We start from the raw sequence: 13614 nt of genomic DNA on the forward strand, positions 1-13614 counted from the left end.
TGTACATAAAATAATCAAAAGGTGAATTATACTTGAAGTGTTGAGGTCCGGAGCTGACAAGAAGGGGGCGGTATGAACCATGTCTGGGGGCTGTTTTCCCATCCCGATCGTGAAATGCACGTGATCAACAGCGAAAACGAAAGTGTTTCGCATCACTATACTCACCATGTACTGCTGATGGCGGCAATCCCGGTTATTTGTGCCTTTATTGGTACGACACAGATCGGCTGGAATTTTGGCGACGGAAACATACTGCAACTATCCCTGTTTACCGGATTTGCGATGGCAATTCTGTTCTACGGTGTGATGCTGGCGGGCGTGGCCGTTATGGGCCGGGTGATCTGGTGGATGGCGCGCAATTATCCGCAGCGTCCATCGCTGGCGCACTGTATGGTCTTTGCCGGATATGTTGCCACGCCGCTGTTTTTAAGCGGGCTTGTAGCGCTTTATCCGTTGGTCTGGTTGTGCGCCTTAATTGGGACTATCGCGCTGTTTTACACCGGATATTTACTGTATCTCGGCATTCCAACATTCCTGAATATCAGCAAAGAGGAAGGTCTAAGTTTTTCCAGTTCGACACTGGCGATTGGTGTGCTGGTGCTGGAAGTTCTGCTGGCGATTACGGTGGTCCTGTGGGGTTACGGCTATCGGTTATTCTGACGTTCAAACCTGTCTACGCTGCGTTGCTGCTGTAAAAGCCAGCAACGCAGCATTTCGAGATGATTATCCAGTAGCGGTGACGCTGTCGGGTCGTTATGATGCCTGAGCTAGCCAGAGGTAACCCTTACTTCTGGCGGTGTGCGTTGTGACGTGCGTGAACCATTATCAGAAATCTCATCATGCTGAAATTCCGAGTTTCATTATTAAGTCTTGCCCTGGTGCTGGCCGTTCCTTTTGCACCTCAAGCCGTGGCGAAAACGGCGACTACCGCGAGCGCCTCTCAACCTGAGATTGCGTCTGGTAGTGCGATGATTGTCGATCTGAATACCAACAAAGTGATCTATTCGAACCACCCGGATCTTGTGCGTCCGATTGCGTCGATTACCAAATTAATGACGGCGATGGTGGTGCTTGATGCACGACTGCCGCTGGATGAAAAGCTAAAAGTTGATATCAGCCAGACGCCGGAAATGAAAGGTATCTATTCCCGCGTGCGCTTGAACAGTGAAATCAGCCGTAAAAACATGCTGCTGCTGGCGCTGATGTCATCAGAAAACCGTGCGGCGGCAAGCCTGGCGCATCATTACCCTGGCGGGTATAACGCATTTATCAAAGCGATGAACGCTAAAGCAAAAGCGCTGGGTATGACCCAGACACGTTTTGTGGAGCCTACAGGGTTATCCATTCACAACGTTTCGACCGCCCGTGACTTAACTAAACTACTGATTGCCAGCAAACAATATCCGCTGATTGGTCAGCTAAGTACGACGCGTGAAGACATGGCGACCTTTGCTAATCCGGCTTATACGTTGCCGTTCCGCAACACTAACCATCTGGTTTATCGCGATAACTGGAATATTCAGTTAACCAAAACAGGTTTTACCAATGCTGCAGGCCACTGTCTGGTGATGCGTACGGTTATCAATAACAAACCGGTTGCGCTGGTGGTGATGGATGCCTTCGGTAAATATACCCACTTTGCCGATGCCAGCCGCTTACGTACCTGGATCGAGACCGGTAAAGTGATGCCGGTTCCGGCGGCGGCGCTGAGCTATAAAAAACAGAAAGCCGCACAGATGGCGGCAACTGGTTCGGCAACGGGCGAGCAAACTGCGCAGAACGATTAAATAGCGTGGGATGGTAATAAAAAGAGGCCTGATAGCATAACGCTGTCAGGCCTTTTTACAGAAAAATCAATCAGAAAGTTTTGTTTCGTCCGAAACGTTTTCTTTCCAGAACTTCTGCTTACTTGTCTTACCGATACCCGGATTCATGCTGTTGGTAGGGTCGTTTTCGCGGTAAAAACGAGCCAGTGTTTCCGGTGCTTTGTACAAATGTCCCACATTATGTTCTGCTGGGTACTGCGCCCCGCGCGCATGCAGTAATTCAAGCATTTGCTCTTTCAACGCATGAGCATCCACGCCTTTCTTCACAATGTAATCCTGGTGGAAGACGTAGCACATAAAGTGACCATAATAGAGTTTGTGTACCAGCTTACTGTCAATTTCTGCCGGCAGATGTTCGTACCATTCGGTGTCATTACGGCGCAATGCAATATCCAGCGCCAGAATATCTTCCACCTCATCCGCATGAACGGCCTGGTAGCGGATTGCCGCGCCAGCCGCCGCGAAGCGATGCAGAAAGGCTTTGCTGCCTTCTTCCGGTGTACAGGCAAAGAAGTCACCTTCGGCGGTTTTGAAAAACTCGGTCAACCAGTTTTGCGCTTCTGCTACACCGCCACCTGCCATTTTAAGCAACAGGTGGTGTTCGTACTTATCGCGCCAGCTTTTCATTCTTGCCGGTAAATGGCTGGGGAATAAATGGCCAAACTTCTGCATCGCCCGGTCGGTGAAGTGCGGGCGGAAAATTTTCACTTTTTCCAGCATCGCATCGGTACGGCCCTTCAGAGTAAAGAAGAACGGCATTTTATCGGTGCCGAGCTTGTCGATCATCAGGAACGTATCTTTGCCGTACTTCTCTGCGATGTCGTAAATATCGCGGTGCATATATTCACCCGCGACCGGCAGATGCTCAAACTTTGCCAGAATATGGCGGCGGATTTCTGTCAGCACTTCTGGCTGATTGGTGCCGATATAAAAGACCTGCTGATTTTTCTCGGCCTCGAACGTATCCAGACGCACGGCGAATACCGCCAGTTTTCCCGCACAGCCGGATGATTCAAACAGACGATCCGGATCTGCGTTATAACGTGCCGGGGTATCGGCCTCAATATCTCTGACGCGAGTGACGTAATCATGATCGTGTGCATGACGGCCATCATGACGTACATCGTTATCTTTGATGCGTTCATCATCAAGGTTGCTGAGGATTTGTTCCGGTGTCTGGCCCAGTTCGATACCCAGATGGTTTACCAGCTGTAATTTTCCCTGCTCATCAATGCGTGCAAACAGCGACATTTCAGTGTATGCCGGACCACGCTGCACCAGCGAGCCGCCGGAATTGTTGCAGATGCCGCCAATAACAGATGCGCCAATGCACGAAGAACCGATAACCGAATGCGGTTCACGACCAAAAGGCTTAAGCGCTTTTTCCAGCGAGTAAAGCGTGGTGCCCGGATAGGCCAGCACCTGCTCGCCTTTGCCAATGACGTGTAGCTTGTCGAGGCGCAGGGTACTGATAATGACAATGTCGCGATCGTAGTCATTACCACTCGGCGTAGAGCCTTCTGTCAGACCGGTATTGGCGGCCTGCATCAGAATAATTTTGTCGGCGTTGACGCAGGCGTTCAGGACACGCCACAGTTCTAATAACGTACCCGGAAAGACAACGGCTAATGCGTCGCCCTGACCGGAGCGAAAGCCCTTGCGATAGCGGGCGGTTTTAGCAGGTTCGGTGAGCAGGTGAGAATGACCCACCAGGCGGGTTAGTTCATTCAGAAAAGCTTTATTTTCAGTTGTTGTAATGGAAGACATTCTCCACTCCTTGTGGTGGGACTCAATATCAGGAACAAGCATAGCGCTTTGTATGACAATACGCTTTCTCATTCAGCTTGTCTCTTGGTTGGCTGTGTTCATTCACCACGGTTTTGAAAATTCAGAGAATAACCTTAGCTTTCTTTGCCTCTCACGTTTAGGCTTACGGCAAACTGCGGTTTTTGTTATATTTTCGCTGCCTCATCGGGAAAAAATAAAGAGAGAATCAACATGAAATGGCTATGTTCTGTAGGTGTCGCGGTGAGCCTGGCGTTGCAACCAGCGCTGGCGAGCTCCCTGTTTGGTAACCATCCACTGACGCCTGACGCGCGGGATGCCTTTGTTACCGATTTGCTCAAACAGATGACCGTGGATGAGAAGATCGGGCAATTACGTTTAATAAGCGTCGGGCCTGATAACCCGAAAGAAGCCATCCGCGAGATGATCAAAGACGGGCAGGTAGGGGCGATTTTTAACACCGTTACGCGCCAGGATATCCGCAAAATGCAGGATCAGGTGATGGAACTCAGTCGCCTGAAAATCCCTCTCTTTTTCGCCTATGACGTATTGCATGGCCAACGTACCGTATTCCCGATAAGCCTCGGCCTGGCATCGTCTTTTAATCTGGATGCCGTCAGAACGGTGGGGCGTATTTCCGCCTATGAAGCCGCAGACGATGGCCTGAATATGACCTGGGCGCCGATGGTCGATGTTTCGCGCGATCCACGTTGGGGACGCGCTTCTGAAGGTTTTGGGGAAGATACCTATTTAACCGCCACGATGGGGAAAACCATGGTGGAAGCGATGCAGGGTAAAAGCCCGGCCGATCGCTATTCCGTGATGACCAGCGTCAAGCACTTTGCCGCCTATGGTGCAGTAGAGGGCGGCAAAGAATACAACACCGTGGATATGAGTCCGCAGCGTTTGTTTAACGACTATATGCCGCCGTACAAAGCCGGACTTGACGCCGGGAGCGGTGCAGTGATGGTGGGACTTAATTCACTTAACGGCACGCCTGCGACTTCCGATGCCTGGCTGCTAAAAGACGTACTGCGTGACGATTGGGGCTTTAAAGGCATCACCGTTTCCGACCACGGTGCAATTAAAGAGCTGATAAAGCACGGCACCGCGTCCGATCCTGAAGATGCTGTGCGCGTGGCGATCAAGTCCGGCATTAACATGAGCATGAGCGATGAGTATTACAGTAAGTATCTGCCAGGCCTGATTAAATCAGGAAAAGTCACTATGGCAGAACTGGATGATGCTGCGCGTCACGTGCTGAATGTGAAATACGATATGGGGTTGTTTAACGATCCTTACAGCCATCTGGGGGCAAAAGAGTCAGACCCGCAGGACACAAACGCCGAAAGTCGTTTACACCGTAAAGAAGCGCGTGACGTGGCGCGTGAAAGCCTGGTGCTGCTGAAAAATCGTCTGGAAACGTTGCCGCTGAAAAAATCAGGTACCGTTGCTGTTATCGGGCCGCTGGCGGACAGCAAACGTGACGTGATGGGAAGCTGGTCCGCTGCCGGTGTTGCCGACCAGTCCGTGACGGTGCTGACAGGTATTAAAAATGCACTGGGTGAGAAGGGCAAAGTGGTGTATGCCAAAGGGGCGAATATCACCAACGATAAAGGTATTGTCGACTTCCTCAATCTGTATGAAGAGGCGGTGAAAATTGACCCGCGCTCGCCGCAGGCGATGATTGATGAAGCAGTCAATGTGGCGAAGCAGTCCGATGTGGTTGTCGCAGTGGTCGGCGAGGCGCAGGGTATGGCGCATGAGGCATCCAGTCGTACCGATATCACTATCCCGCAGAGTCAGCGCGATCTGATTACCGCGCTGAAAGCAACCGGTAAACCGCTGGTACTGGTGCTGATGAACGGTCGTCCATTGGCGCTGGTGAAGGAAGATCAGCAGGCCGATGCGATTCTGGAAACCTGGTTTGCCGGAACGGAAGGCGGTAACGCCATCGCTGACGTGCTGTTTGGCGATTACAACCCGTCTGGAAAATTGCCGATGTCCTTCCCGCGTTCTGTCGGGCAGATCCCGGTCTATTACAGCCACCTGAATACCGGGCGTCCATATAACGCTGATAAGCCAAATAAATATACCTCGCGCTATTTTGATGAAGCGAATGGCCCGTTGTATCCATTTGGCTATGGTTTGAGCTACACCACGTTTACGGTTTCTGATGTGAAGCTCTCTTCGCCGACGATGAAACGTGACGGAACAGTAACGGCCAGCGTGCAGGTGACCAACACAGGTAAGCGCGAAGGTGCGACGGTGATCCAGATGTATTTACAGGATGTTACCGCGTCAATGAGCCGTCCGGTAAAACAACTGAAAGGGTTTGAGAAAGTGAACCTTAAACCTGGAGAAACTCAGACCGTCAGTTTCCCGATTGATATTGAGGCACTGAAATACTGGAACCAGCGCATGAAATATGATGCTGAACCGGGCAAATTTAACGTCTTCATCGGCGTTGATTCCGCCCGGGTGAAACAGGGTGAGTTTGAGCTACTGTAAGCATTAGAGATGAATAAAGGGCCGGGAAACCGGCCTTTTTTATGGGCGCAGATATTGCGTCAGGGGGGATTAATCACCGGGTTAGTGCGAATAATTTCCTTCGTGACCTCTTAGCTGGCAGGTTAATGCCAGATTTTTCGTCTATGCTTTTTCCTCAAGTCTCTGAAAAGGGCAATAAAAGGATGAGGAGAGCAGCATGACAATCTCAAAGGTATGGGCGGGATCGCTGGTGTTGTTAGCTGCGGTGAGCTTACCCTTGCAGGCCGCGTCACCCGTAACGGTCGGTTCAAAAATTGATACCGAAGGGGCGCTGCTCGGCAATATTATTTTGCAGGTACTTGAAAGCCACGGCGTGAAAACTGTCAATAAAGTGCAACTGGGTACCACACCAGTGGTGCGTGGGGCAATAACGTCTGGTGAGCTGGATATTTACCCGGAATATACTGGAAATGGTGCCTTCTTCTTTAAAGATGAAAATGATCCGGCCTGGAAAAATGCTCAGGCTGGATTTGAAAAGGTCAAAAAGCTGGATGCAGAACAGAATAAACTGGTCTGGTTAACACCAGCGCCTGCTAACAATACCTGGACCATCGCGGTACGTCAGGACGTTGCTGAAAAGAACAAACTCGTTTCACTGGCCGATCTGGGGCGCTATCTGAAAGAGGGCGGAACATTCAAACTGGCTGCCTCCGCGGAATTTATTGAACGGACTGACGCACTTCCCGCCTTTGAAAAAGCGTATGACTTCAAGCTTAATCAGAACCAGCTTTTATCGCTGGCTGGGGGAGATACGGCGGTGACAATTAAAGCCGCTGCGCAGCAGACATCGGGCGTTAATGCAGCAATGGCTTATGGAACCGATGGTCCCGTTGCCGCGCTGGGATTACAAACTTTAAGTGATCCGCAAGGTGTTCAGCCAATTTATGCTCCTGCGCCAGTCGTGCGTGAATCGGTATTGAAGACTTATCCGCAAATGGAGGAATGGCTGCGACCGGTATTCGCCAGCCTGGATGAAAAAACGCTGCAACAACTTAATGCCAGTATCGCCGTTGAAGGGCTGGATGCGAAAAAAGTTGCAGCAGACTACCTGAAGCAAAAAGGATGGGTGAAGTAACGGATTTTGCAGCAGGTGAGTGTGGTGTCAAAGATATCAGTCAACCGGGTGCTGTTGCTGCTGGTTCTTCTTATGATGGCTGCCGCGGCGCTTCCTTTCATCAGCTATGCCCCTAATCGCCTGGTCTCCGGCGAAGGTCGCCAGCTCTGGGATATCTGGCCCGCAAGTGCGTGGGGGCTGGTGGTTCTATTTTTACTGCTGCTTTTTTTGTGCTTGCAACCCGGTAAGTCCGGCAGCGTATTCACGCTTGTCGTCATGCAACTGCTGGTGATTGCAGCACTGATGACCGCCGGGAAAATAGCAACCTGGCTTGCTCAGACGGGAAGCCCGCTGGCCAGAACCAGCCTCGGTAGTGGGTTCTGGCTTGGACTGGGTTTAATGCTGCTGGCATGCAGTGACGCCATTCGCCGTATCACATCTCAGCCACTCTGGCGTTGGATTCTGCATACACAAATTGCTGTCGTACCGCTGGCGCTGCTGTTCTTCGGCACATTCAACGATCTTTCTCTGCTCAAAGAGTATACCAATCGCCAGGACGTCTTCGATGATGCACTGGCGCAGCATCTGACTATCCTGGTTGGAACCGTTGTTCCTGCGCTGTTGATTGGCGTGCCGCTGGGGATTTGGTGCGCTTTATCTGCATCGCGGCAGGGGCCGGTATTTGCCGTACTGAACATCATTCAAACCATTCCTTCTGTGGCGTTGTTCGGCCTGCTGATCGCACCGCTCGCCGGTCTGGTTAATCATTTTCCCTGGCTAGGCAGGCTTGGGATTGCGGGAACCGGTCTGACACCGGCGCTCATTGCTCTGGTGTTGTACGCATTATTACCGCTGGTGCGCGGCGTCGTGGCAGGACTGAACCAGGTTCCTCGTGATGTACTGGAAAGCGCCAGGGCAATGGGGATGAGTTCGCGTCAACGTTTTAGCGCGGTACAGCTCCCGCTGGCGCTGCCCGTTTTCTTGCGCAGTTTGCGCGTGGTGATGGTGCAGACGGTGGGGATGGCCGTCATTGCCGCACTGATTGGCGCGGGGGGATTTGGCGCGCTGGTTTTTCAGGGACTACTCAGTAGCGCTGTAGATCTGGTGCTGTTGGGCGTGATTCCGGTAGTTGTGCTGGCGGTGTTGATTGATGCGCTGTTTGATTTAGGCTTAGCTCTGCTGAAGGTGACAAACGATGATTGAATTTAGCCATGTCAGTAAAACCTATGGTCAACAAACGGCGGTCAACGATCTTAACCTGCATTTTCGCGAAGGCAGCTTTTCAGTATTAATTGGCACGTCAGGTTCGGGGAAATCCACCACGTTGAAAATGATAAATCGACTGGTGGAACATGACAGCGGTCAGATCCGCTTTGCCGGGGAGGAGATCCGCAGTCTGCCGGTGCTGGAGTTAAGACGGCGTATGGGGTACGCCATTCAATCTATCGGATTGTTTCCACACTGGACTGTCGCGCAGAATATTGCCACCGTACCACAACTGCAAAAATGGTCGCGTTCGCGTATTGATGAACGAACAGAAGAACTGATGGCTTTACTGGGACTGGAAGCAGAGTTGCGTCACCGATATCCGCATCAGCTTTCCGGTGGGCAGCAGCAGCGGGTGGGGGTGGCACGTGCTCTGGCGGCGGATCCTCAGGTTCTTTTGATGGATGAGCCTTTTGGCGCGCTGGATCCGGTGACGCGCGGTGCCTTGCAGCAAGAGATGACCCGTATTCATCGCTTGCTTGGTCGCACTATTGTGCTGGTGACTCACGATATCGACGAGGCGTTGAGGCTGGCGGAACATCTGGTATTGATGGATGCGGGTGAGGTCGTGCAGCAAGGAACACCGCTGTCGATGTTGACCGCTCCGGCTAATGATTTCGTTCAAACATTTTTTGGTCGCAGCGAACTTGGCGTGCGGCTCCTGTCGCTGCGAACTGTGGGCGATTTTATGCGACATGATACGCAACTGTGCGGGGAACCACTGGTCGATGAGATGACGTTACGTGATGCGCTCTCCGTTTTCGTGGCTCGCGGTTGTGAAGTCTTACCGGTGGTTAATTCACAGGGCGTTGCCTGCGGTACGCTTCATTTTCACGATTTGCTTACGGAGATACCGTACCGTGAAACGTCTGTCTGACCCGCTGCTCTGGCTGATTGCGCTTTTTCTGTTCCTGCTGGCAGGCTTACCGCACAGCCAGGCACTGTTTGGCGCGCTGTTTCCACAGTTACCTCGTCCTGTTTATCAGCAGGAAAGTTTTATAGCGCTGGCGCTGGCCCATTTTGCGCTGGTGGGGAGCTCCAGCCTGGTTGCCGTGATCATCGGTACAGGTGCGGGGATAGCGGTAACCCGTTCGTGGGGGACTGAGTTTCGCCCCCTGGTGGAAACAATCGCCGCCGTGGGGCAAACTTTTCCACCGGTAGCTGTACTGGCGATCGCCGTACCCGTAATGGGTTTTGGTCCGGAGCCTGCCATTATTGCGCTGACCTTGTATGGTGTGCTCCCAGTTTTACAGGCAACGCTGGCGGGGTTGGGGGAAATTTCTGGCAGCGTGATGGATATCGCCCGCGGAATGGGGATGAGCGATGGGCAGAGACTGCGTAAAGTGGAGCTTCCGCTGGCGGCTCCGGTCATTCTGGCGGGAATTCGCACGTCGGTGATTATTAACATTGGCACCGCGACAATTGCTTCGACCGTTGGGGCAAACACGCTGGGAACGCCGATTATCATCGGACTAAGCGGATTCAATACTGCTTATGTAATTCAGGGAGCGCTGTTGGTCGCGTTGGCCGCAGTCATTGTCGATCGCGGGTTTGAGCGCTTATCGCACTACCTTACCCGGCACGTAAAATAAAGGTATAGCCTGCCAGCATTACACCGCCGATACCGCCGATGGCCATCAGCAGGAAGAGGGTTATTACACCGATTTTAGCTGCGCTCATTATGCACTCCTTATGTTGATTAAAGGATTGTACACGTTTGTTAATAGAATATTAAATGCCAAGTGGATAAATATCGTGGCCCAGCGCCCGCCATTCATCCAGTTGCTGTTGCTGAGCGGGGGTTTGACTTTCTCCACACCAGATGAGTAAAGTCCGACCTTCAAACAGTTCCGGTCGTAGCTGGTTTAGCGAATGTGCCAGCACATCAACCCGCCATCCCTGCTGACTGGCAACCCAACCCTCCAGCCATAATCGGGTGGTATCGTGAATATTCCAGCCGACGACCAGTGCATCTTTCCCCTGTTTTTTACGCGCCGACGCAAGGCAAATAGCAATGTAGTTGATGAGGACGCCATCAAGGATACCCAGTAACGCCTGGAGTACAGGCTGCTGACATTGCAGACGCCGCCGCAGAGGAATGAATAAATGTGTGTTAAGCGTCTGCGCGGGATAATCCTGGCCACGCTCCTTTATCCATACTCTGAGGCTATGCAAATTATTACTTTGCAAATAGCTCAATAAGGTTTCTTGTTGTTCACGCCAGCCGTTATGCACATCAATATTTTCATTACTGAGCAACATTTTTACTTTGCTGACCTGTACCCCATTATTTATCCAGCGTTTGATTTCGCGGATCCGGTCGATGTCAGCATCGTTAAACAGGCGATGACCGCCGTCTGTCCGTTGCGGTTTTAGTAATCCATAACGTCTCTGCCATGCGCGTAAAGTGACAGGATTGATATCACAAAGCAAAGCCACTTCACCTATTGTGTAAAGCGCCATCGTTGTCTCACTCATGCTCGCGAGGTCCCAGTTTTACTTTAGACGCTCTTTTGCGAACCAGGTAGTTTTGATTGTTTTTTGATCACAATGTGGGTGATATTGTGTCCGGACGGGCGCTTTTGAGTGATCGTTCTCACAAATTCTTTTTTTTTTGCAACAGTTCAAAGAAAGTTAAGCGTAGCCCATGTATGTTACGCCCTTTTAAGTGAAGTGTGGTTGGCGGGTATGTACGAGTTTAATCTGGTGTTGCTGCTGCTTCAGCAGATGTGTGTGTTTCTCGTTATCGCGTGGCTGATGAGCAAAACACGCCTGTTTATCCCGCTGATGCAGGTCACCATCCGGCTGCCTCACAAACTCCTCTGTTATGTTACCTTCTCCATCTTCTGCATTATGGGCACCTACTTTGGTCTGCATATTGAAGACTCGATTGCGAATACCCGAGCTATCGGTGCGGTGATGGGCGGCTTATTGGGTGGCCCGGTTGTCGGAGGTTTAGTTGGGCTGACCGGTGGCCTTCATCGTTACTCGATGGGCGGAATGACGGCCCTCAGCTGTATGATTTCGACCATCGTGGAAGGCCTGCTCGGAGGGCTGGTACACAGTGTGCTTACCCGCCGCGGTCGCACTGATAAAGTATTTAGCCCGCTGACGGCAGGTGCGATTACCTTTGTTGCTGAACTGGTACAGATGCTGATCATTTTATTGATTGCGCGTCCTTTTGAAAATGCGTTGCACCTTGTCAGTAACATTGCCGCACCGATGATGGTCACCAATACTGTGGGTGCGGCGTTGTTTATGCGTATTTTGCTCGATAAGCGAGCCATGTTTGAAAAATACACTTCAGCGTTTTCTGCTACTGCGCTAAAAGTTGCTGCCTCGACGGAAGGTATTTTGCGTCAGGGATTCAACGAGGTTAACAGCATGAAGGTCGCCCAGGTGTTGTACGAAGAGCTGGATATCGGCGCAGTGGCGATTACCGATCGCGAAAAGCTCCTGGCGTTTACCGGCATTGGCGACGATCATCACCTGCCAGGCCGGCCCATTTCATCCTCGTATACGCAACGGGCGATTGATACCGGAGAGGTGGTTTATGCCGATGGTAACGAAGTGCCGTACCGCTGCTCGCTGCATCCGCAATGCAAATTAGGCTCTACGCTGGTGATCCCGCTACGTGGTGAAAATCAGCGTGTGATGGGGACCATTAAACTGTATGAAGCTAAAAATCGTCTTTTTAGCTCAATTAACCGCACGCTGGGAGAAGGGATCGCCCAACTGCTGTCGGCGCAGATTCTGGCCGGACAGTACGAGCGTCAAAAAGCGATGCTCACGCAGTCAGAAATTAAGCTCTTGCATGCTCAGGTAAATCCACATTTTCTGTTTAATGCGCTCAATACCATTAAAGCCGTGATTCGACGCGACAGCGAACAGGCCAGCCAACTGGTGCAGTATCTCTCGACCTTCTTTCGCAAAAACTTAAAACGGCCATCAGAGATTGTGACGTTGGCCGATGAAATTGAGCACGTTAATGCTTATCTACAAATTGAAAAGGCGCGATTCCAGTCACGCTTGCAGGTGACCCTAACGGTTCCGGAAGAGCTTTCTCACCAGCAATTACCGGCTTTTACCTTGCAGCCGATAGTGGAGAATGCCATTAAGCACGGTACTTCACAGCTACTTGATACCGGTGAGGTGTCGATTACTGCCCGACGAGAAGGGCAGTATCTGATGCTGGATATCGAAGATAATGCCGGATTGTATCAGCCCACAACAGAAGCCAGCGGACTGGGTATGAATCTGGTAGATAAACGACTGCGGGAGCGGTTTGGTGATGATTTTGGCATCAGCGTAGCCTGCGAACCCGACCATTTTACCCGAATCACTTTACGACTTCCTCTGGAGGAACTGGCATGATCAAGGTGTTGATTGTGGATGATGAACCGTTAGCGCGGGAGAATCTGCGGATCCTGTTGCAGGAGCAAAGTGACATTGAGATTGTGGGGGAGTGTTCGAACGCGGTTGAGGCCATCGGTGCAGTACATAAATTGCGCCCGGATGTATTGTTCCTCGATATTCAGATGCCGCGGATTAGTGGCCTGGAAATGGTCGGTATGCTTGATCCGGAGCATCGTCCGTATATCGTTTTTCTGACCGCTTTCGATGAATATGCGGTTAAAGCTTTTGAAGAACACGCCTTTGATTATTTGCTCAAGCCGATAGAGGAAACGCGGCTGGAGAAAACGCTGATCCGTTTACGTCAGGAACGTACCAAGCAGGATGTGTCGCTGCTGCCGGAAAACCAGCAGATGCTTAAGTTTATTCCGTGTACTGGCCATAGCCGTATCTATCTGCTGCAAATGGATGATGTGGCGTTTATCAGCAGTCGTATGAGCGGTGTCTATGTCACCAGCAGCGATGGTAAAGAAGGCTTTACTGAACTTACATTGAGAACACTGGAAAGCCGTACTCCGCTGTTGCGCTGCCATCGACAATACCTGGTTAACATGGCGCAATTACAGGAGATCCGCCTGGAAGATAACGGCCAGGCAGAATTGATTTTACGCAACGGACTGACGGTCCCGGTAAGTCGTCGTTATCTTAAAAGTCTAAAAGAGGCGATTGGACTGTAAAACTGATACACTGCGCGCCATTGCATCACCGACAGTTGAAGAC

Annotated in this window: 12 protein-coding genes; 9 read left to right on the forward strand and 3 right to left on the reverse strand. The window is 51.4% G+C overall.

All coding sequences use genetic code 11. The features are described from left to right. Positions 1-72 precede the first annotated feature (72 nt). Entirely contained in the window at positions 73-660 is a 588-nt protein-coding gene (locus OGY01_RS03690) for a Yip1 family protein (RefSeq protein ID WP_045444978.1), read from the forward strand. Between the two features lie 179 nt (positions 661-839). Continuing rightward, on the forward strand, positions 840-1787 hold the full coding sequence (pbpG, locus tag OGY01_RS03695; protein WP_045444975.1) for a D-alanyl-D-alanine endopeptidase: 948 nt from the start codon (positions 840-842) through the stop codon (positions 1785-1787). Between the two features lie 66 nt (positions 1788-1853). Here pbpG and dld read toward each other — a convergent pair whose 3' ends face one another. Further along, positions 1854-3593 carry a D-lactate dehydrogenase gene (gene dld, locus OGY01_RS03700; RefSeq protein WP_045444972.1) on the reverse strand — a complete coding sequence of 580 codons (1740 nt, stop codon included), beginning with the start codon at positions 3591-3593 and terminating at the stop codon, positions 1854-1856. A gap of 231 nt (positions 3594-3824) precedes the next feature. Here dld and bglX point away from each other — a divergent pair, with 231 nt between their 5' ends. The 5 genes from bglX to OGY01_RS03725 all read left to right on the forward strand — a co-directional run bounded on the left by bglX (position 3825) and on the right by OGY01_RS03725 (position 10073). Continuing rightward, complete coding sequence (gene bglX / locus OGY01_RS03705) at positions 3825-6122, forward strand: beta-glucosidase BglX (protein ID WP_200012772.1); 2298 nt, start codon at positions 3825-3827, stop codon at positions 6120-6122. A 196-nt stretch (positions 6123-6318) separates the two neighbouring features. Continuing rightward, positions 6319-7236, forward strand: coding sequence for a glycine betaine ABC transporter substrate-binding protein OsmF (osmF, locus tag OGY01_RS03710; RefSeq protein ID WP_284096289.1), 918 nt, complete (start codon positions 6319-6321; stop codon positions 7234-7236). Positions 7237-7251: 15 nt separating this feature from the next. Beyond that, the gene (locus OGY01_RS03715; protein WP_502873404.1) at positions 7252-8418 is read left to right on the forward strand and encodes an ABC transporter permease; all 1167 of its coding nucleotides are present in this window, start codon (positions 7252-7254) and stop codon (positions 8416-8418) included. Then, complete coding sequence (locus tag OGY01_RS03720) at positions 8411-9358, forward strand: ABC transporter ATP-binding protein (RefSeq protein WP_225761168.1); 948 nt, start codon at positions 8411-8413, stop codon at positions 9356-9358. Before OGY01_RS03715 ends, OGY01_RS03720 begins: the two co-directional genes overlap by 8 nt. After that, positions 9342-10073 carry an ABC transporter permease gene (locus tag OGY01_RS03725; RefSeq protein ID WP_286492446.1) on the forward strand — a complete coding sequence of 244 codons (732 nt, stop codon included), beginning with the start codon at positions 9342-9344 and terminating at the stop codon, positions 10071-10073. The genes OGY01_RS03720 and OGY01_RS03725 overlap by 17 nt, the downstream gene beginning before the upstream one ends. Here OGY01_RS03725 and OGY01_RS03730 read toward each other — a convergent pair. Both OGY01_RS03730 and mlrA read right to left on the reverse strand, forming a co-directional pair. After that, entirely contained in the window at positions 10054-10161 is a 108-nt protein-coding gene (locus OGY01_RS03730; protein ID WP_003027354.1) for a protein YohO, read from the reverse strand. The genes OGY01_RS03725 and OGY01_RS03730 overlap by 20 nt on opposite strands. A 51-nt stretch (positions 10162-10212) precedes the next feature. Beyond that, positions 10213-10944, reverse strand: a complete 732-nt coding sequence (gene mlrA, locus OGY01_RS03735; RefSeq protein WP_045449701.1) for an HTH-type transcriptional regulator MlrA — start codon at positions 10942-10944, stop codon at positions 10213-10215. A 225-nt stretch (positions 10945-11169) separates the two neighbouring features. Between mlrA and OGY01_RS03740 the strand changes: the two genes are divergently transcribed. Beyond that, complete coding sequence (locus OGY01_RS03740; protein ID WP_045444957.1) at positions 11170-12855, forward strand: sensor histidine kinase; 1686 nt, start codon at positions 11170-11172, stop codon at positions 12853-12855. Then, a complete protein-coding gene (gene btsR / locus OGY01_RS03745) occupies positions 12852-13571 on the forward strand; it encodes a two-component system response regulator BtsR (protein ID WP_045444954.1) in 720 nt (239 codons plus the stop codon). Before OGY01_RS03740 ends, btsR begins: the two co-directional genes overlap by 4 nt. The last annotated feature ends 43 nt before the right edge of the window (positions 13572-13614 follow it).

Source organism: Citrobacter sp. Cm038, from assembly GCF_030333105.1.
In the GTDB taxonomy this organism is placed as follows: Bacteria; Pseudomonadota; Gammaproteobacteria; order Enterobacterales; family Enterobacteriaceae; genus Citrobacter; species Citrobacter murliniae.

Bases quoted from the DNA above. Each gene is read 5' to 3' on its own strand.
- OGY01_RS03690 (WP_045444978.1), top strand. From the start codon at position 73: ATGAACCATGTCTGGGGGCTGTTTTCCCATCCCGATCGTGAAATGCAC.
- pbpG (WP_045444975.1), top strand. From the start codon at position 840: ATGCTGAAATTCCGAGTTTCATTATTAAGTCTTGCCCTGGTGCTGGCC.
- dld (WP_045444972.1), bottom strand. From the start codon at position 3,593: ATGTCTTCCATTACAACAACTGAAAATAAAGCTTTTCTGAATGAACTA.
- bglX (WP_200012772.1), top strand. From the start codon at position 3,825: ATGAAATGGCTATGTTCTGTAGGTGTCGCGGTGAGCCTGGCGTTGCAA.
- osmF (WP_284096289.1), top strand. From the start codon at position 6,319: ATGACAATCTCAAAGGTATGGGCGGGATCGCTGGTGTTGTTAGCTGCG.
- OGY01_RS03720 (WP_225761168.1), top strand. From the start codon at position 8,411: ATGATTGAATTTAGCCATGTCAGTAAAACCTATGGTCAACAAACGGCG.
- OGY01_RS03730 (WP_003027354.1), bottom strand. From the start codon at position 10,161: ATGAGCGCAGCTAAAATCGGTGTAATAACCCTCTTCCTGCTGATGGCC.
- mlrA (WP_045449701.1), bottom strand. From the start codon at position 10,944: ATGGCGCTTTACACAATAGGTGAAGTGGCTTTGCTTTGTGATATCAAT.
- OGY01_RS03740 (WP_045444957.1), top strand. From the start codon at position 11,170: ATGTACGAGTTTAATCTGGTGTTGCTGCTGCTTCAGCAGATGTGTGTG.
- btsR (WP_045444954.1), top strand. From the start codon at position 12,852: ATGATCAAGGTGTTGATTGTGGATGATGAACCGTTAGCGCGGGAGAAT.